We start from the raw sequence: 18,627 nt of genomic DNA, 5'->3' as shown, positions 1-18,627 counted from the left end.
AATCCCCACGTTGGGCGACAACGTGGGGATTTTTTGATGGTGTTAGAGATGTCGCCTATTTGTTATCATGACTCCGACTCTCTAACGTGTGTTTAAACCATACAATAGCACAGCCAACAACGGTCGGTGCAATGATACTGGAAAATAGTAGAAACATAAAACTCACCTCCTTCCAGCGATTATTCGCTTGAGGATAGGCGACGCTTCATTATAGCATGAGCTGTATCATAATGCAGATTGCGAAAAAGGTATTTTAATGTTATTTTCAGAGGGTTTTGGGCTGTAAAGTGAGGTAAAAATCTTTTTTGAGATAAACATGCGTTACAAAAAAAGAAATTGTAAGATGAAATTGGATTTATAGGTTAATAGAGGTGAAGTCATATGATACTAAGAATATTGTCATTAAGTTTTGTTATATTGAGTATGCTAGCTTGGGTTCCTAATATTGTATTTCAAATGGCGTCACTATGGTTTTTAATGAGCATCCCATTCGCGGTAATTGGTTTTTGTTTTGCGATGGCGGTTAAATCGAAAGGCTTGATTATTGCCAATGGTGTGATGTTTTTTAGCATACCGATTGTGATATATGGTGTATATATATTAGAGTGGGTTGAATCTACGTAAAAAGAAGCGATACAAAATCTGAACCTAGATTTTGTATCGCTTCTTTTTCGCTTAATTCCCTGAAATGTGTTTTTTCGGTAAAATAAAATGAATCGCGTAGCTGAGTAGGCAGCAGGCGAACATAGCCCAGAATACCATGTGGAGTCCGCTGTATAGGACGTCTCGTAATGGTTCAACCAATGCCGCGTCCACATTTCCTGATGTTTGCGGACTGATAAGCTGATTCAAATTATCACGGTTCACACCAGTTGCGGCATTTTTAAATCCGTTCGCCAAAACCGAGTTGAAAATGGTTCCGAATACCGCGACGCCAATCGTTTGGCCGACTGTTCGGAATAGCGTATTGGAAGCCGTCGCGATTCCCGTCTGGTCTTTTCGTACGGCGTCTTGAACGGTAACGGTTGTGGTCGTGAAGATAATGCCAAATCCAAAGCCCATCAAGGCGCTGTCGAGATAGAAATACAAGTCTGGCGTCGTGCTCGGAAACAGCGCTAAGAAAAGTCCACTGACCGTCGCGATAATCACGCCAAGCCCGACCGTGTGGCGATTTCCAATGGACATGAGTAGCCGTCCGCCGATAAAGGAACCGATAATCCAGCTCACTGACAGCGGCGCAATCATTAGGCCGGCAATCATGGCGCCGTGCCCCATCATACCTTGCGCCCACATTGGAATGTACACATTGATGCCAATCAAGAACGCACTCACGAGAAAGCCAATCAAGTTCCCAATCAAAACAACTGGATTTTTAAATAAAACAAACGGCATAATCGGGTCCTGTGCGCGTTTTTCGGCGTAGTAAAAACCGACAAATAGCGCGATGGACACGATAAGCAACACGACGACGAGCGGTTCCAGCCAGTTCAGCGTTTCACCAGCGCGTTGTAAAGCGAATAATAGGCTCAAAAGCGCGACGGTAAATAGCGTTGTTCCTAAGTAATCAATCGGTAGTTTGACGCGGACGAGATGTTCTTTTAAGTACATCGAAATCAAGATAATCGTGGCGATGCCTACAGGTACATTGATGAAGAAAATCCAATGCCATGACAGCTGATCGACTAAAAAGCCACCGAGTAATGGTCCGAAAACCCCCGCAATTCCCCATGCAGCACCCATGAAACCAAGCACTTTTGCTCGTTTTTCAAATGGATAAACATCGGCAATAATGGTCATCGTTGTTGGTAAAATCCCGCCAGCTCCAATACCTTGAATCGCTCTGAAAATAATTAATTGCTCCATTGTTTGCGCGAAACCACAAAGCGAGGAGCCAACAATGAAGATAATGGTGGCGATAATAAATATTTTTTTGCGGCCGAATAAATCGGATAATTTTCCGTAAATTGGGACAGTAACGGCCGAGGTAAGTAAGTAAATCGAGAAAATCCAGTTCATCAGTTCGATTCCCTGCAAAGCGCTAACGATCGTAGGCATTGCGGTACTGACAATCGTTCCCTCAATCGCAGCCATAAAAGTAGCCACAAAAACAGCAATCGTGACGGCTGTTCTTTTTGTATTCGTTTGTTCCATTTTGATAAAAACTCCTTTCACACATCGTTAAAATTATAACATAACTCGAAATGGAAAGCAGGATAGCCGTTATTATTTTGAAAAAGAGGTATAATGGACGGGAGAAGAAAGTGTGAGGAGGAATGGAAGCATGGCGTTTGAACCAAATACATTAGAGACGATGGGGTTAATCAAGGAATTGACATCGATACCGAGCCCAACTGGGAATACGGAGCAAGTACTTGCCTTCGTCGAAAATTACTTGAAAGAGGCTGGAATTGCGAGCACGCGGAATCATAAAGGGGCGTTGTTGGTGCGCATTCCTGGAAAAGATGACTCGAAACAGCGGATGTTGACGGCTCACGTGGATACGCTTGGTGCGATGGTCAAAGAAGTGAAAGCAGACGGGCGTTTGGCGATTCATTTGATTGGTGGTTACCGCTTCAACGCGATTGAAGGCGAGTATTGTATGATTGAAACGAGCGATGGCAAGCGTTATACCGGAACTATTTTGATGCACCAGACGTCGGTTCACGTGTACCAAGATGCTGGAACGGCACCACGTGATGCGAAAAACATCGAAATTCGCTTAGATGCTAAAGTGTTTAACCGTGAAGATGTCGCTAAACTTGGAATCGGTGTCGGCGATTTTGTTTCTCTTGATCCACGCGTGGAAATTATCAATGAGGAGTTCATTAAATCACGCCATCTGGACGACAAGGCGAGCGTTGCCATTTTGCTAACTCTTTTGAAAAAATTACAACAAGACAGCGCGGAGTTACCGTATACAACGAACTTCTTGATTTCAAATAATGAAGAAATTGGCTATGGTGGGAATTCGAATATTCCAACAGAAACCATCGAGTATCTAGCCATTGACATGGGCGCGCTCGGAGATGGTCAAACATCCGATGAATACACCGTTTCGATATGCGCTAAAGACGGTAGTGGCCCGTATCACTATGGTTTACGCAAAAACTTAGTACAGCTTTGCGAAGATAATGACATCGATTATAAAGTCGATATTTATCCATTTTACAGTTCCGACGCAAGCGCTGCAATCAAAGCAGGTTTTGATATCGTGCACGGTTTGATTGGGCCGGGAATTGATGCAAGTCATGCGTACGAGCGGACACACCGAGATTCTTTATATCACACTGAAAAGTTAGTATATGCTTATTTATTTTCTGAGATGGTGAAATAGGAGGAGAAGAATATGTCCATTTTTGAGTTAGAGCAAGAGACACTTCACGGTGAAAAAGTTTCGTTAGATCAGTATAAAGGCGAGGTTGTAGTTGTCGTTAATACGGCGAGCAAATGTGGTTTTACGCCGCAATATGAGGAATTGGAAAAGCTTTATCAAGAATACAAAGAGAAGGGATTCACAGTTTTAGGTTTCCCATCGGACAGCTTTATGAATCAGGAACTCGATACATCTGGTGAAATCGAGGAATTTTGCAAAATTAATTACGGCGTGACCTTCCCACTTTTCGCGAAATCAAAAGTTCGTGGATCCGACATTAATCCTGTATTTGAAATCCTGACGAAGCAGAAAAAAGGTTTGTTAGGCGGCGGAATCAAATGGAATTTCACGAAGTTCCTTCTAGACCGCGATGGCAATGTAGTGGAACGCTACGCACCGAAAGACAGCCCACTTGAAATGAAAGAAAAAATCGAAGCACTATTATAGTAAGTTTAGAGCCGAATCATTCGTGGTTCGGCTCTTTCATTTAAGCAAACATAGAAAAATTGCTGGATAAGATGTAAACTCTGCTTTACGCAAATGGAGCATTTATCTGGAATATGCTCTAAACTTAGCTTGTGATGGTGGTGAGTGTTTGGTAGAATAGTAATGAGGCTAATATGCTCGTATTGGAATGGAGGTATGATAATGACACTATTTGGATATCCAATCGAGACGGTGTATTTCACAGTACTTATGGTTGTCGGGATTATTATTTTAATTGATGTTTTGACAGCGCTTATTTTTTCTGTTGGAATTATCAGTTTTGTGTTGGATTTACTACCAATCCCTGGCTCTATTCTACTTTATTTTCTAGGGTTTGCAGCCGCGACCGGGTATTGTGGAGAGGTATATACGTCATTTTCCAGTGTGACGGTACTCATTGCAGCGATTGTGGTTGGGGTTGCTTTTTCATCGATTCTTTATTTCGGAATTCTCCTGCCGCTTTCGAAAAAGAGCGACTCGATTGCGTATGAGACGAAGGATCTAGAAGGTAAAGTTGCAAAAGTGATTACACCTGTTCCAAAAGACGGTTTTGGCGAAGTGATTGTCGAAATGAATGCCGGCAATATTTCCAAGGCTGCCAAGAGTGATGAAAATGAGCCAATCGGACGGGATGAAACGGTGTTGATTATTGATGCTACGGATTCTTTCGTGACGGTTGTGCCGTATGAGCCATTTTTGAAATAAAGAGAGCCTCGTTTTAAAAACAGAGACGACAAGGAGGAATTACTAAAAATGGATTTACTTACAAATGGTGTGACAATGATCGTGATTATTGCGGTCGCGATTCTGGTATTGTTTTTGATCGTATTCATTACGAAATACAAGACAGTTGGGCCAGATGAGGCGTTGATTGTTTCGGGGAGTTATTTAGGTAAGAAAAACGTGTTCACAGATGAGGGCGGTAAACGGGTGAAAATTGTGCGTGGTGGCGGTACGTTTGTTATGCCGGTTTTCCAGCAATCAGCCCCGCTTAGCCTACTTTCGAGTAAATTGGAAGTGCGGACGCCAGAAATTTATACGGAGCAAGGTGTTCCAGTAACGGCGGACGGGACGGCGATTATCAAAATCGGTGGTTCGGTTTCAGAAATTGCTACAGCAGCCGAACAGTTTCTAGGAAAGACAACGCAGGAACGTGAAAATGAAGCGATTGAAGTCGTGGAAGGACACCTGCGTGCGATTCTAGGTTCGATGACTGTAGAAGAAATATATAAAAATCGGGATAAGTTTTCCCAAGAAGTACAAGGCGTTGCGACGCAGGATTTGTCGAAAATGGGACTTATTATTGTATCGTTTACGTTAAAAGAAGTACGCGATAACAATGGTTATTTGGACGCGTTAGGTAAACCACGGATCGCGCAAGTGAAGCGTGACGCGGATGTTGCTGAAGCTGAAGCAACAAAAGAAACGCGGATGAAACGTGCGGAAGCGGAAAAAGAAGCCACACGCGCCGAGTTAGAGCGTAAAACAGAAATCGCTGAAGCAGAGAAGCAAAACCAATTGAAAGTTGCGGAATATCGTAGTGAGCAAGAAACCGCGAAAGCCATTGCTGATCAGGCGTATGACTTGGAATCTGCACGCTCTAAACAAGAAGTTATTGAGCAACAAATGCAAGTGAAAATCATCGAACGTGAGAAACAAATCGAGCTGGAAGACCGCGAAATTAAGCGTCGCGAACGTCAATACGACGCCGAAGTGAAGAAAAAAGCAGATGCGGATCGTTATTCGATTGAACAAGCCGCAGCCGCACGCAAGAGTCAAGAGTACGCGGAAGCCGAAGCGAATCAATACAGAATCGAAACCCTTGCCAAAGCCGAAGCTGAGCAAGTACGCGTACAAGGTATCGCAAAAGCAGAGTCCGAACGCGCGCAAGGTACAGCGGAAGCGGAAGTTATCAAGTTGCAAGGTCTTGCCGAAGCCGAAGCAAAACGCAAAATTGCTGAGGCCTATGAGTTGTATGGACAAGCTGCGATGCTGGATATGATCGTGACGATGCTTCCTGAGTACGCGAAACAAGTGGCGGCTCCGATGGGTAACATCGATTCGATAACAGTTGTGGATACTGGAAGCAGTGATGGCAACGGTGGCGCGAATAAAGTGAGTGGTTACGCGACGAATTTGATGGCGACTGCGCAAGAGAGTTTGAAAGCAACGACTGGTCTGGATATCCGCGAATTACTGGAGAATTTTTCTGGCAAAGGCAATGTGAAAAATAGTATTGAAGATTTGACGAATGCTGTGAAATCGCAGCAACCAGTGGAAGTTGTTGAGGTGGAAACGCCGAGTGAAGATGTAGAAGAGGTTAAATAATTCGAGCGTAGAACTATATGTTGCATTTGACAGTAGTTCTACGCTTTTTTATCTATTCTTATATATGTAATATGTTACATGTATAAGATAATATTTGAAATAAAATATTACATATGATATGTTTTATTGGTATAAAAAAATATAGGGAGTGCATAAAATGAAAAACAAAACAAATATTTTTTTTGAAAATTTTGCTAGTATCTGCAATGATTGTGCAAGTTTTTTTCTTTTCAGGCATCTGTGTTCGCTAGTGAGCATGGTGGTCATAGTAGCGGAGGAGACGAGAGTATAAGTGAGGAACAAGTAGAACAATTAATATCAAATTATGACCGACAAGACGAAGTCGTTAATGGGGACAGCACAGATGAGCGATATGTTAATGACATGGTATTGAAGCAAGAGGAGACAATGAGCGAAATAGAGCAGATTATTGCTGGTGCTGAAAAAAGGGGAGAAAAGTTATATACACAAGAGGAAATATTAAACTTAAGTGCAAAGAAGATCGGAATTTCAGAATCCGATATGGAACAAGTCAAAGAATCTATATCACAAGAGCAAAAAGAATTAGATGAAATAAAAGAAGTTTTTGAGAATATAGGCGAAGCTGATCATCCGATAGTGGAACAAATAATAGAAGAGCAACAAGATTTTAAAATACCATTTTCATTGATTTATATAGATCATGAGCAAGATACTAAAGATGGTGTTATATCTGGTGGAGGATGGCCTTATTGTCTTGATGACAATGGGTATGGCTATAGAAACTTCATTACTTCTGATTGTTACAAAGCACTTGTATTTGTTCTAGTATGTATGTTAGATTCTACAGCTGGAAAGAAGTGGCCTAACTTGAGATATTGTAAAGCATATACAAAAAACTGTTCACCGCTGATCGGACATAGTAAGTATAAACATTCTCATGCTTGGTGGCAACGTATACCATGATGAAAATAGCCGAGAAATCAAGAAAAAATTTGTATCGTACTTTTGCTTGTAACTGCAGGAATAGCATTATCGCAGACATCGTTTTTTACTCAAACTGCATCAGCTGAAAAAATCGTCCAAACAGACCGCGAAGTCAACCAATTGGATGAGGCAGGGAGTATAGATAGTTATTCTAAACAAAATATTACCGGAAATAACATCAAAATCGCCATCTTAGACACAGGTATTGATAAATCGAATCGCGATTTGACTTTCAAAAAAGGTATAAATTTCACCACCAACGATTCCGCTGATTTTGCCGATAAAAATGGTCACGGAACAAAGATCGCAGGCATTATTGGCGCACGTAAAAATGGGGAAGGTCTCATTGGAATTGCGCCAAATTCAGATCTTTATATCGCTAAGGTTGCCAATGATAGCGGAAAAGTAGGATTTGAAGAAGTTGTTAAAGGATTAAACTGGGCGATCGATCAGAAAGTGGATATTATCAATATTAGCCTAGAGTTTGGCGATGGGAATTCAGAATTGAAACAGGCAATAAATAAAGCGATAGAAAATAATATTATCGTTATTGCTTCGTCTGGAAATATTCGGGCAGAAGGAGATACATTTAAAGCGTATCCTGGTGCTTATCCAAATGTCATATCTGTTGGAATGTTAAATTTACAAGGTCAAATTTACGCTGACGAGTTTAAAGAAAAGAAAGTCGATGTTTACGCGCCAGGTGAGGATTTAACAAGCACTTATTTTGATAATAAATTAACACTCGATACAGGGGTTTCCTACGCTACTGCTTATGCTTCTGGTTTTGCCGCGTTAGTCATAGAAGGAAAACAGAAAGCTGGCGAATCCGTCAATCATGACACAGTTTTAAAAACGATGAAAGTTGACTTAAATCAAGGTATCGATGGGGCTCCGTGGTATGTTTATATCGGGCTAATCTTGAACATCGCTACAGTTTGCGCTTTAATTGGGCTAGTGATCTATAGTTTCATAGCTTACCATAAATCGATACCTAAAAAATGGCCCACGAAAATCATTTTAACTTCACTACTCATTTTAGCCATCGCAAATGCAGTTGGACGAGCTTTTGTCTATTTCATGAGCACCTAAATATACTAAGAGACTGGGACATAATCTAGATAAATCGGCGACAAGCGTTTGTATAAAGCAAAATTTTTCGTCTTACCCGAAGTAGATGGGTGAGGCATTTTTGCTTTATATCGATTTTTGTCCCAGGCTCATAGTGCAAATAAGACAAAGAAAACGCTGACTTTGACACAGATTTTACAAGTTGTTATCGTTAACAGTTTTATTTTGGTTGATTTTAGCAGGATGTTTTGCCTATACTTTAATAAAGGAAAGCGCTTTCCAGAAAAACGAAAAAAGGGGTAGCTAATTTGAAAAAAATATGGCGTAAGTATCTAGTTGTTTTGATCGTACTATTATTTGGTGTACAAAGTTTTGGGATTGGGATTCAAGGATTTGCGGAGGAGACGGCGGCACCGGAAACGAAGGCTGTCGATCAAAGCAAGGTTATTGGGAGTCTAAATGACAGAGTTTTAGCGGGAAATAAAGAGAATAAAACGAAAGTTATTGTGCATTATAATCCGAAAGATCAAACGAGTAAAGCTTGGCAAATGTGGGTTTGGAATAATGATGGCGTTGCTGGGCATGAGGTTGTTTTTGAGAACACGAGTGCTTATGGCGACTATTCTAAGGTAGCGGTGATCGATGCAGAAGGCGTGCAGGAGGAACTCGGCTTTCTGATTAAAAATGGTTCTGGTTGGGGTGGCGATCGTGATATTCCAGAAGATCGTTATATTAAGACGAAAGACGGGATCACCGAGGTTTGGTTGGAGTTTGGGAAGGAAGAGATGTCTGCAAAACCTACGAATTTGGCGGATCTGCAGAGTCATGAAAATCTAGAAGTGACGTTTTATTATCATCGTGATGACAAGGATTACAGCGATTGGTTTGTGAATTCTTGGGCGGACGGGGCGACAAGCACGCAAAAGCTCGATTTTAAAGACGGGCAGTCTGATGGTGATTGGCAAACTGTGACGTCGAATTTTAGTGGGACAAATTTGTCTAATATGGGCTTTAATATCGCGCGGGACGTGAATGGAACGTGGGAAAAGGACGGGACAGAGGATGGCCGCATGGTGTACCTGTTTACGGATGATGGGAAGGCAGAGGTTTGGATAGTAAGCGGTGATAAAACGAATTATCGGAATCCAAATTTTGCGGATGCGACAAAGCAAATAAAGACGGCGAGTTTGGCGAGTTTTAAAGAGGTAAAAGTGACGCTGAATCGTGACGCGACGGCGCTTGATTTGATGGCGGACGTGACGCTTACTGAGGATGGGAATGCGGTTTCTATTTCGAATATTAGACGGGATGTGGCGAATCCGGCTGTCTTCTATATTGAAACGACGCAAGATTTACCGATTCAAGCCGCGTTGACGGTTACGACGGATGGATTTGGCGAGAAATTGGTGGACACGACGAGCATTGTTCGAAATCCGGACTTTGATGCGAAATATGCATACACGGGAACGGAGCCTCTTGGTGCAACGTATAACGCGGAACAGAGTGTGTGGCGATTGTGGGCACCGACGGCAGCGAGCGTGAAGTTGACGACGTATCAGGATAATTTACCGAATAGTCCTGCGTTGCAAAGCTATGAGATGACGCCAAAAGCGCAAGGTATCTGGGAATTCACCGCAAAAATTCCTTCTGGAACGGCGTACACGTATGATCTTGTTTTTGCGGATGGGAAAAAAACGGTGTCTCAAGATCCGTATGCCAAAGCTGCGACGGCGAATGGGAATCGTTCCGTTATTTTAGATCCGGCTGTGATGGTTCCAGCGAATTGGGAAGCGAATCGGATGCCGGCGTTTACGAATCCGACTGATGCGATTATTTATGAAATGCATATTCGGGATTTCTCGATTGCAAATAAGGATACGGTCAATAAAGGGAAATACTTAGGTGTGGTTCAACAGGGGACAAAGACGGCAAATGGGGATGCAACGGGAATCGATTATTTGAAAAATCTCGGCATTACGCACGTGCAAATTTTGCCAATGTTTGATTATGCATCTTTGAATGAGGAAAATCATGAAAGCGCTTCGGAGCAACTGGGCGCATTGCCGTATAATTGGGGTTATGATCCGAAAAACTATAATGTTCCAGAAGGTAGCTACAGTACGAATCCATACAATCCTGTGACGCGGATTCAAGAGGCGAAACAGATGGTGCAAGGCCTTCATAGTAACGGGTTACGTGTGATTATGGACGTTGTGTATAATCATGTATTTGACGCGGGAGCTCATTCTTTTGAGAAGACGGTGCCAGGATATTATTTCCGTTATGGCGATGATGGCAAGCTTTCCAATGGAACGGGTGTTGGAAATGATACGGCGTCCGAACGCGCAATGATGCGTAAATATATGGTCGACAGTGTTGCTTATTGGGCGAAGGAATACCATATGGACGGCTTCCGCTTTGACTTGATGGGCATTCACGATGTTGATACGATGAACGCAATGAAGGCTGAGCTGAACAAAATTGACCCATCGATTATCGTGCTTGGCGAAGGTTGGGATCTGGGGACGCCGCTTGCAAGTGACGTGAAAGCCAACCAAAAAAATGCTTCCAAAATGCCAGAAATCGCACATTTCAATGATTCGATTCGCGATGCTATTAAAGGCAGTACTTGGGGCGGACAAGAGTCAGAGCCTGGTTTTGTGAATGGGGCGACAGGAAAAGAAGCGCTTATTGCAAAAAATTTACTAGCCGGGAGTCTCCGAGATCAAGGGCAAGGCATTTACGATTTTGCGAAGCCTGGCCAAGTGATTCAGTACGCCGAAGCGCATGATAACTTGACGCTTTGGGATAAGCTATCGTATTCGAATCCAACCGACTCCGATCAGGATAAAAAGAAAATGCAGAAAATGGCGACGAGCATGGTGCTACTTTCGCAAGGTGTGCCGTTTATTCACGCGGGACAAGAATTTTTCAGGACGAAGGATCGGGATGAGAATAGTTACCAATCCAGTGATGCTATCAATAAACTAGATTGGGAGCGCTATGCGGAAAACATCGATTCGGTGCAGGATATCGAAGCAGTGATGCAACTCCGCAATTCCGAACCACTTTTCCGATTGACGAATTATACAGAAATTAATCAAAAAATGAAGATTATCAAGCAAGACGAGAATGTCGTGGCCTATGAGCTAAAAGACGGCGCTACGTCATATGTTGTTCTTTTCAATGCGAATAAAGCGGAGAAAGAAGTCGTGATTCCAGCGAATAAATATTGGGCGCGAATTGGCGAAACAACGACGGATTTAACAGCAGAAACGAGTACGGTGAAAGTTGGAGCACTATCGACACTTGTTTTGAAAAATGGTGAAGCAACTTTTGAAATTGAAGCATCGGCGGGAGCTGGTGGAACCATTACGCCAAGCGGGAAACAGGCTTATGCGGCTGGTGAAAAACCGAGCTATAAGGTGAGTGCAGATGCTGGTTACCGCGTACAGCAAGTGTCAGTGGATGGCAAAGCAGTGACACTTTCTGGAGATACCTATACATTCGAAGCGTTAACAGCGGGGCATATTGTGGAAGCGATTTTTGAAGTGATACCGCAACATAATAAAATGGAGAGTTTAGACAAAATCTCGTTGCCTTTAGCTGAACTTGTGGCACAACCTGGGCAAAACGCGAAGGAACGCTATCTTTTGCAAAAACTAGCGGCGCACGGCTATTATCAATTAGAAGGTGATACGGAACAACATGATTTGGACATCGTATTGACAGTCGCGAACCTCGATTGGGAGACACCGAAAGTTGGCGTTTATGAAGGCGTGATTCAGTTTGCAAGCGAGATGCAGAGCAGAGCGGTGGGGACGACGAAACCCGTTCAAATCACATTAACTGCAGCTGCACCAGCACCAGGTGAGATTGAGGTTGTAAACCCGGTCAAACCAACGAATCCACCGGGTAAAGTGGATGGTGGTACAACAACGATACCACCGAAAAAAGACACGAATCTGGAAGGAAACAAAGTCGAAGCCAAGCCAGTAAAAGAAATATCGAAACAAGCATTACCAACAACTGGGGACAGCAGTTTTTCTCTGTGGATTCTTTTACTCGGTAGCACTTTGATTATTGGTAGTATGGTCCTTTTGACTTCTACACGCAGAAAACGGCATAACTAAACTGGAAATGGGGCGAAACAAAGTCGATTTTAACATCCTTGTTTAGCTCCATTTTCTACATATATTTTTCATCAAAAACTATCTCAAAAACGTCTGGATATGATATACTAAAGAAATGTGAGTATGTCTAGGAGGAATTTTAAAATGGTGCAGGATTTGAAAAAAGAGGTTGCTTCGCGCAAAACTTTTGCAATTATATCTCACCCCGATGCGGGGAAAACAACGATTACAGAGCAATTACTGCTTTTTGGGGGCGCGATTCGCTCGGCAGGAACCGTAAAAGGGAAGAAGTCGGGCAAGTTTGCGACGAGTGACTGGATGGAAATTGAGAAACAGCGTGGGATTTCGGTAACGAGTTCTGTGATGCAATTTGATTATGACGGTTCGCGGATTAATATTTTGGATACACCGGGTCACTCGGATTTCAGTGAGGATACGTACCGGACGTTGATGGCTGTTGATAGTGCTGTGATGGTTATCGATAGCGCGAAAGGAATCGAGGCGCAGACCTTGAAACTATTCAAAGTTTGTCGGATGCGCGGTATTCCGATTTTTACCTTTATTAATAAAATGGACCGTCAAGGAAAGGCGCCACTTGAATTACTGGCAGAATTGGAAGAAGTTTTGGGGATCGAATCGTATCCGATGAATTGGCCAATCGGGATGGGTAAAGAGCTTGGTGGTTTGTATGATCGCTATCACCGCCAAGTCGAACAGTATCGTGTGGACGGCGACGAACGCTTCTTGCCACTCGGTGAAAATGGGGATTTAGCAGAACCACATGCTATTCAAAATTCCAGCTATTATGAGCAGGCGCTTGATGAAATTATGTTGCTAGACGAGGCCGGTAATGATTTTAGCGAAGAGCGAATCGCGTCTGGTGAATTGACGCCTGTATTTTTCGGTAGTGCCTTGACGAATTTTGGTGTGGAAACATTCTTGAGAACATATGTAAATTTTGCACCAGCACCACAACCGCGCCAATCGAATGAAGGGGAAGTCGATCCTTATATGGATAAGTTCTCTGGATTTATCTTCAAAATTCAAGCCAACATGAACCCAGCCCATCGTGACAGAATCGCGTTCGTGCGTATTTGTTCGGGTGAATTTGAACGAGGTATGTCTGTGAACTTGACGCGAACTGGAAAACCGATCAAGCTTGGTAATTCGACGCAATTTATGGCGGACGATCGCGAAACGGTGAACAGCGCTGTGGCGGGAGATATTATTGGCTTGTACGACACAGGGAATTATCAAATTGGCGACACGATTACAAATGTTAGCAAAACGCTTCAATATGAGAAACTGCCACAATTTACGCCAGAATTATTCATGAAAGTTTCCGCGAAAAATGTGATGAAACAAAAACATTTTCACAAAGGTGTCGAGCAACTAGTACAAGAAGGCGCGATCCAGCTTTTCAAAACGTGGCGCATGGAAGATTATATCATTGGCGCGGTTGGTCAACTACAATTTGAGGTATTTGAACATCGGATGAACAACGAATATAATTCTGAAATTCGCATGGAGCCGATCGGTTCTAAAATTGCACGTTGGATTAAAGAAGAAGACGTGGATGAAAAACTTTCTTCAGCACGTAGCATGCTTGTAAAAGACCGTTTTGACAAGCCATTATTCTTATTTGAAAATCAGTTTGCTTTGAACTGGTTCCATGATAAGAATCCAGATATTGAATTAACATCCTTATTATAATTAAGTCAAGAGTCCTACTTCAGGGCTCTTTTTTATGTTTCAAATAAAACAAAGAAGGGAAAATGAACATCAGATTATTAAGGGGGGCTAGGAATGAAAAAGACGATCTATTTTTTGATGGGATTGCTACTTTTAGGTGTTTCTTTGTCAGGCATAGGAGGACAGGAGGCAAAAGCTGCGACGGACTATGGTTCGCAATTTTTTACACAGGTGGAATTGCAAAATAAAAATGGTGTCGCTTCGACTGATTTTAAAGAAAATGATCGCGTGAAAGTTGTGTATAATTGGGATTTGACACAGGCGGTACATAGCGGAGAAACGATGACGATGCCCCTGCCTGAACAGCTTGAATATGTCAGTTTTGCCCCATTTTTATTGAAAGATAATGATGGAAATACAGTAGCAGCTGCCGTTGTCGATCCAATTAACAATCAAATAATCCTAACTTTCACCTCATTCGTCGATACACACACGGATATTAAAGGTTCGATGTTTTTTTACGCAGATTTTAACAAAGATACTATTGTAACAGATCAGACGAATCCGATTGCTTTTCCTGTGGGTGGCGATTACACAACGCTTGGTGTGATGATTCATAAAGTCACGAGCGGTGGCGGTGGAACGGTTACGCCGACTGTTGTCTTTAAACAAGGACGAATCGATGACAAGGACAGCAGTCTAATCAATTGGACGGTCACACTCAACAATGCGCTCGTGGATATCGATGATGCCTATTATACAGATATAATGGGGGCTGGACAGACGCTTTCTGGACAAGTGAAATTGAAATATCGTGATGCTGATAAAAAGGAACGCTATTCAAGAAGCGAAACGGTGACCTTGGACACCAATCGAAGTTTCCGCTTAGAACTGGGCGATCTTCAAGATACTTCCGTTGTCATTACCTACCAAACAAAAATGGCGGGCGGTCAGTTTAGCTATAAAAATATCGCTAAAATTGGTGGTGCAAACATCGAAGAGCAAACGCGAAACGCGACCGTTAATGATTATTCAGGAGGCGGAGAAGGGGAAGGCGACGGGGGAAATAACCCACCACCGGTAGACCCGCCAACAACGCCAGATCCACCAATAGTAACACCTAATCCAAGTACTGATCCAATCGTTGTGACACCAGCGATACCAGAAGTAACCACGATGATAGATGGCGATAACGAAATACAAATCTACGTCGTCAAAAAAAGGGGATACACTACCAAGTATTGCTGAGAAATTTGAAACAACGACGCAGCAATTAAAAATATGGAACAACCTCGCAAATGATGAAATCCAAGTCGGTCAAAAACTAATCGTAAAAGTAACACCAAGAAAAGTAGCCGTGCAAAATCAAAATAATGTAAGCCCGAGTCCAACAACTACCATGAAAACATTGCCGCAAACAGGTGATGCAACGAGTGGTGTTGCCGAATTAACAGGCGCATTACTAGCCTTAACGTCGGGCGTACTCTTAATTCGTAAAAAGTAACAAAAACCTAGCAGTGAATCAAAATCAGATTCACTGCTAGGTTTTTCATTTGCCCATTTCAGCTTGAAGTTTCTGCGCGAGTTTTTCATAGTTATGGAAGCTTTCTGTGTTCTGCTTTGGAGCATTAAGCAAGTCTTGCGTTTTCAAAACCTGTTTTTCAATCCCATCTGCGAATTTTACAAATGAATTAGCTGTTTCTTTCCCGTAATCAAGCGAGTAATACTTCGATTGGCGATAAAAAGCTTGGAGATTAGGATCGGTTATTTCCTGTTTTTGATCCGCAAATATTTCATCATATTTGACAGAAATAAGTTTATCCTGTTCTGTAACCACCTGAAGACGGGCAGTTAAACCATTACCGAGCGGCTCCGCGATACCATAATAGTAAAATCCAAACGGCTTTTTCACCCATTCTTTCATTTCAGCAGCCAGTGGCATCATGCCGTTTCGCGCGCTAGTAGAAGAGCCCTTGACGGTCTCAAAATTCCCATCCAATCGATTTTTCGCCAGCATTTGTCCTTCCAAAAACGTAATGCCATTCACCCAAGTCACGAGCGTATCATCCGTTCGCGTATTGCTAGCTTGGAAAAAAGCATAATCAGAAAGGCGCTTCGATGCATTGGCGTACTTCGCTTCATAATAGTTTGCCGAAGCCATTTCGTTAAATTCCACATGGATTAACTTGCCGTCATCGTCCGTGACTAGTTCCAGAATGCCACGATTTCCACCATCAAACTCGTTTTCATTCTTATAATAATGCCCTTTAATCAAGCCAGTCGGTGGTTGGACAGACCAAAACATGCGTGCTTCCTTCTCGTCTTTTGTATATTTTGCTTCAGGATGTGTGCCGAATGTTGTCGTTGTTGCAGACGTTACCACATCATAATTATAGTCATGCCCCTGCGATTCTACAGCCACTTTTTTTAGCTCTCGGTTCGTCAGGTTGGCTATTCTCATTGGAGCAAGCAACTAATGTGAGTGATGCGAGTACCAAGATTATTTTCTTCAAGTCGAATTCCCCCTCTATGCTTTCTAGTATCTCAAAAGAAAATAAAGTACACATAAACAAAATATGAAAAAAAAAATAAACATTCCAGGTAATTAGCAAGTGTTGTTGACAGTTAGCCTAGTTCTGTGATATTATTTCCCTATCAATCAAATATCACTTTTGACATTCGTCAAGGGGGAGTAGCGTTAGCCTTATTAGCAGGCTAAGATAAAGTCGTCATTACATGGATGCGAGTCCATCGGTTTTATCAACATTTTATGTATGAAAATGTCAGCGAGACCTTTGCCAAACTTCTGGCAGGGGTCTCGTTTTTTCGTGGTTAAAAAGAGGCGCTTTTGGACGGTTGAAAGATGAAGGAGGAATTTTATTTGGATACAGCGATGATTTTGGAGTATGGATGGGTTTTACTTGTCCTGATTGGTTTGGAGGGTATTCTAGCTGCTGATAATGCGGTAGTTATGGCAGTTATGGTCAAACATTTACCTGATGAGCAACAGAAAAAAGCGTTGTTTTATGGCCTAATTGGCGCATTCGTTTTCCGTTTTGCAGCCCTTTTCTTGATTTCCTTTTTGGCAGAAGTTTGGCAAGTACAGGCACTAGGAGCCGCGTATTTACTTTACATTTGTATTAGCCATATGTGGAAGCACGCAAAAGGCAAAGACGATGGGCACAAAGTCAAAGAAGGAAAAGGTTCTAGTTTTTGGATGACCGTTTTGAAAGTCGAAATTGCGGATATTGCGTTTGCGATTGATTCGATGTTGGCGGCAGTGGCACTTGCGATTACACTACCAGCAACAGGTTGGGGAACGATTGGTGGGCTTGACACGGGGCAATTTAGCGTGATGTTCATCGGTGGTTTGGTTGGACTAATCTGCATCCGTTTTGCAGCAACACAATTCGTGAAATTACTGAAAAAATATCCATCGCTGGAAACAGCAGCTTTCCTAATCGTTGGTTGGGTCGGCGTGAAGCTCGTTGTTTACACGTTAGCACATCCAGAATTAGGCGTTATTCCAGAACACTTCCCACATTCTACGCTTTGGAAATTAACATTCTGGGCTGTGATGATTGGAATTATTATCTGGGGTTGGCTCATTTCAGTTCGTGCAGCTAAGAAAAATCCAGATGCAAAGGCTTAATATAAATGGAATTTCGCTCCCGTCCTATTTACGGGAGTTTTTCCGTTACATATAGCAACAAAAAAATAGCAAATGCAGTAGTAAATATGTTAAAGTGGAGAGTAAAGAAATGGTGGGGTGAAAATGGATATCTCAATTTGGGGAGAATATGTGTGGGTCTTCTTAATTCTGATTGTACTAGAAGGTGTGCTCTCAGCGGATAATGCGGTGGTTATGGCTGTTATTGTTAAAAAGTTGCCACATGAACAGCAGCGCAAAGCCTTGTTTTATGGGCTAGTTGGGGCATTTGTTTTCCGACTGATTGCGATGCTTATTATTTCGTACTTAGTTAATTTTTGGGAAATACAAGCGATTGGCGCGATGTACTTACTTTACTTAGCGATGAAGCATATTTGGGATAAGAGAAAAGGCAAGGACAAAGGGGAAAAAGAAGAGAAAACAGCGAAACCAACATCCTTCTGGGGGACGGTGGCGCGTGTGGAGCTGACGGATATTGCGTTTGCTCTTGATTCGATGCTTGCCGCTGCGGCCTTAGTTGTGACATTGCCAGCGCTTGGAACATATGAAATTGGCGGTATGAATGCAGGCCAGTTTACCGTGATGTTCTTAGGTGGCTTGGCAGGATTAATTGTGATTCGTTTTGCAGCGACACAAGTTGTGAAATTATTGGAGCGTTACCCTACTTTAGAAACAGCCGCCTTCTTAATTGTTGGTTGGGTTGGGGTGAAAATGGCCGTGCTTACATTGGCTAACCCGCAAGTAGGCATTTTACCAGAGAGTTTTCCGAGTTCAGCAGGGTGGGAGATTACCTTTTGGGCGGTCATGATTATTCTCGGTTTAGGTGGTTATATCATTGCTAGAAAAAAAGAGAAACAAAAGGGATAATTATATGATTGGCGGGAACTCGTGGCGAGGAAGAGCGCGTG

At 42.5% G+C, this 18,627-nt stretch carries 16 protein-coding genes and 1 riboswitch; of the genes, 13 read left to right on the top strand and 3 right to left on the bottom strand.

Going from position 1 to position 18,627, the window contains the following annotated elements:
• Positions 1–55 precede the first annotated feature (55 nt).
• Positions 56–157: a type I toxin-antitoxin system Fst family toxin gene (locus PCORN_RS21365; protein WP_149024351.1), complete on the bottom strand. Its 102-nt coding sequence runs from the start codon at positions 155–157 to the stop codon at positions 56–58.
• 224 nt (positions 158–381) lie between these two features.
• Here PCORN_RS21365 and PCORN_RS12535 point away from each other — a divergent pair, with 224 nt between their 5' ends.
• Positions 382–624 carry a hypothetical protein gene (locus PCORN_RS12535; RefSeq protein ID WP_036081123.1) on the top strand — a complete coding sequence of 81 codons (243 nt, stop codon included), beginning with the start codon at positions 382–384 and terminating at the stop codon, positions 622–624.
• Between the two features lie 51 nt (positions 625–675).
• Here the strand turns inward: PCORN_RS12535 and PCORN_RS12530 are convergent, their stop codons facing one another.
• On the bottom strand, positions 676–2,151 hold the full coding sequence (locus tag PCORN_RS12530) for an LM6179_1298 family efflux MFS transporter (RefSeq protein WP_036081121.1): 1,476 nt from the start codon (positions 2,149–2,151) through the stop codon (positions 676–678).
• 130 nt (positions 2,152–2,281) lie between these two features.
• On the opposite strand from PCORN_RS12530, the gene PCORN_RS12525 reads away from it, so the two are divergent.
• From PCORN_RS12525 to PCORN_RS18605, 10 genes are all read left to right on the top strand, one after another.
• On the top strand, positions 2,282–3,334 hold the full coding sequence (locus PCORN_RS12525) for a M42 family metallopeptidase (protein ID WP_036081118.1): 1,053 nt from the start codon (positions 2,282–2,284) through the stop codon (positions 3,332–3,334).
• Between the two features lie 12 nt (positions 3,335–3,346).
• On the top strand, positions 3,347–3,820 hold the full coding sequence (locus PCORN_RS12520; RefSeq protein ID WP_036081115.1) for a glutathione peroxidase: 474 nt from the start codon (positions 3,347–3,349) through the stop codon (positions 3,818–3,820).
• Between the two features lie 201 nt (positions 3,821–4,021).
• Positions 4,022–4,564: an NfeD family membrane protein gene (locus tag PCORN_RS12515; RefSeq protein WP_036081111.1), complete on the top strand. Its 543-nt coding sequence runs from the start codon at positions 4,022–4,024 to the stop codon at positions 4,562–4,564.
• A gap of 75 nt (positions 4,565–4,639) precedes the next feature.
• Positions 4,640–6,187 carry an SPFH domain-containing protein gene (locus PCORN_RS12510; RefSeq protein WP_420912036.1) on the top strand — a complete coding sequence of 516 codons (1,548 nt, stop codon included), beginning with the start codon at positions 4,640–4,642 and terminating at the stop codon, positions 6,185–6,187.
• A 240-nt stretch (positions 6,188–6,427) separates the two neighbouring features.
• Positions 6,428–7,132: a hypothetical protein gene (locus tag PCORN_RS12505; RefSeq protein WP_036081105.1), complete on the top strand. Its 705-nt coding sequence runs from the start codon at positions 6,428–6,430 to the stop codon at positions 7,130–7,132.
• A gap of 42 nt (positions 7,133–7,174) precedes the next feature.
• Complete coding sequence (locus PCORN_RS17480) at positions 7,175–8,245, top strand: S8 family serine peptidase (RefSeq protein ID WP_051999449.1); 1,071 nt, start codon at positions 7,175–7,177, stop codon at positions 8,243–8,245.
• 287 nt (positions 8,246–8,532) lie between these two features.
• The gene (gene pulA, locus PCORN_RS12495) at positions 8,533–12,357 is read left to right on the top strand and encodes a type I pullulanase (protein ID WP_051999448.1); all 3,825 of its coding nucleotides are present in this window, start codon (positions 8,533–8,535) and stop codon (positions 12,355–12,357) included.
• A 144-nt stretch (positions 12,358–12,501) separates the two neighbouring features.
• Positions 12,502–14,070, top strand: coding sequence for a peptide chain release factor 3 (locus PCORN_RS12490; protein WP_036081102.1), 1,569 nt, complete (start codon positions 12,502–12,504; stop codon positions 14,068–14,070).
• 93 nt (positions 14,071–14,163) lie between these two features.
• Entirely contained in the window at positions 14,164–15,297 is a 1,134-nt protein-coding gene (locus PCORN_RS12485) for a collagen binding domain-containing protein (RefSeq protein WP_051999447.1), read from the top strand.
• Complete coding sequence (locus PCORN_RS18605) at positions 15,233–15,553, top strand: LysM peptidoglycan-binding domain-containing protein (protein ID WP_051999446.1); 321 nt, start codon at positions 15,233–15,235, stop codon at positions 15,551–15,553. The genes PCORN_RS12485 and PCORN_RS18605 overlap by 65 nt, the downstream gene beginning before the upstream one ends.
• Positions 15,554–15,598: 45 nt before the next feature.
• Here PCORN_RS18605 and PCORN_RS12480 read toward each other — a convergent pair whose 3' ends face one another.
• Complete coding sequence (locus PCORN_RS12480) at positions 15,599–16,471, bottom strand: hypothetical protein (RefSeq protein ID WP_051999445.1); 873 nt, start codon at positions 16,469–16,471, stop codon at positions 15,599–15,601.
• Positions 16,472–16,724: 253 nt separating this feature from the next.
• Positions 16,725–16,898, top strand: a riboswitch (yybP-ykoY riboswitch).
• Between the two features lie 32 nt (positions 16,899–16,930).
• Between PCORN_RS12480 and PCORN_RS12475 the strand changes: the two genes are divergently transcribed.
• Together PCORN_RS12475 and PCORN_RS12470 are read left to right on the top strand one after the other, a co-directional pair.
• On the top strand, positions 16,931–17,701 hold the full coding sequence (locus PCORN_RS12475) for a TerC family protein (protein ID WP_036081099.1): 771 nt from the start codon (positions 16,931–16,933) through the stop codon (positions 17,699–17,701).
• Positions 17,702–17,824: 123 nt separating this feature from the next.
• A complete protein-coding gene (locus PCORN_RS12470; protein ID WP_036081096.1) occupies positions 17,825–18,586 on the top strand; it encodes a TerC family protein in 762 nt (253 codons plus the stop codon).
• Positions 18,587–18,627: the final 41 nt, after the last annotated feature.

Origin of the sequence: Listeria cornellensis FSL F6-0969 (assembly GCF_000525855.1) — a bacterium.
Taxonomy (GTDB): Bacteria; Bacillota; Bacilli; order Lactobacillales; family Listeriaceae; genus Listeria_A; species Listeria_A cornellensis.
This window is presented reverse-complemented; position numbering and strand designations above follow the sequence as displayed.

Coding starts and splice junctions, on each gene's coding strand:
- PCORN_RS12485 (WP_051999447.1), top strand. CDS start 14,164: ATGAAAAAGACGATCTATTTTTTGATGGGATTGCTACTTTTAGGTGTT.
- PCORN_RS12510 (WP_420912036.1), top strand. CDS start 4,640: ATGATCGTGATTATTGCGGTCGCGATTCTGGTATTGTTTTTGATCGTA.
- PCORN_RS12525 (WP_036081118.1), top strand. CDS start 2,282: ATGGCGTTTGAACCAAATACATTAGAGACGATGGGGTTAATCAAGGAA.
- PCORN_RS12470 (WP_036081096.1), top strand. CDS start 17,825: ATGGATATCTCAATTTGGGGAGAATATGTGTGGGTCTTCTTAATTCTG.
- PCORN_RS12520 (WP_036081115.1), top strand. CDS start 3,347: ATGTCCATTTTTGAGTTAGAGCAAGAGACACTTCACGGTGAAAAAGTT.
- PCORN_RS12535 (WP_036081123.1), top strand. CDS start 382: ATGATACTAAGAATATTGTCATTAAGTTTTGTTATATTGAGTATGCTA.
- PCORN_RS21365 (WP_149024351.1), bottom strand. CDS start 157: ATGTTTCTACTATTTTCCAGTATCATTGCACCGACCGTTGTTGGCTGT.
- PCORN_RS18605 (WP_051999446.1), top strand. CDS start 15,233: ATGGCGATAACGAAATACAAATCTACGTCGTCAAAAAAAGGGGATACA.
- PCORN_RS12490 (WP_036081102.1), top strand. CDS start 12,502: ATGGTGCAGGATTTGAAAAAAGAGGTTGCTTCGCGCAAAACTTTTGCA.
- PCORN_RS12515 (WP_036081111.1), top strand. CDS start 4,022: ATGACACTATTTGGATATCCAATCGAGACGGTGTATTTCACAGTACTT.
- PCORN_RS12530 (WP_036081121.1), bottom strand. CDS start 2,151: ATGGAACAAACGAATACAAAAAGAACAGCCGTCACGATTGCTGTTTTT.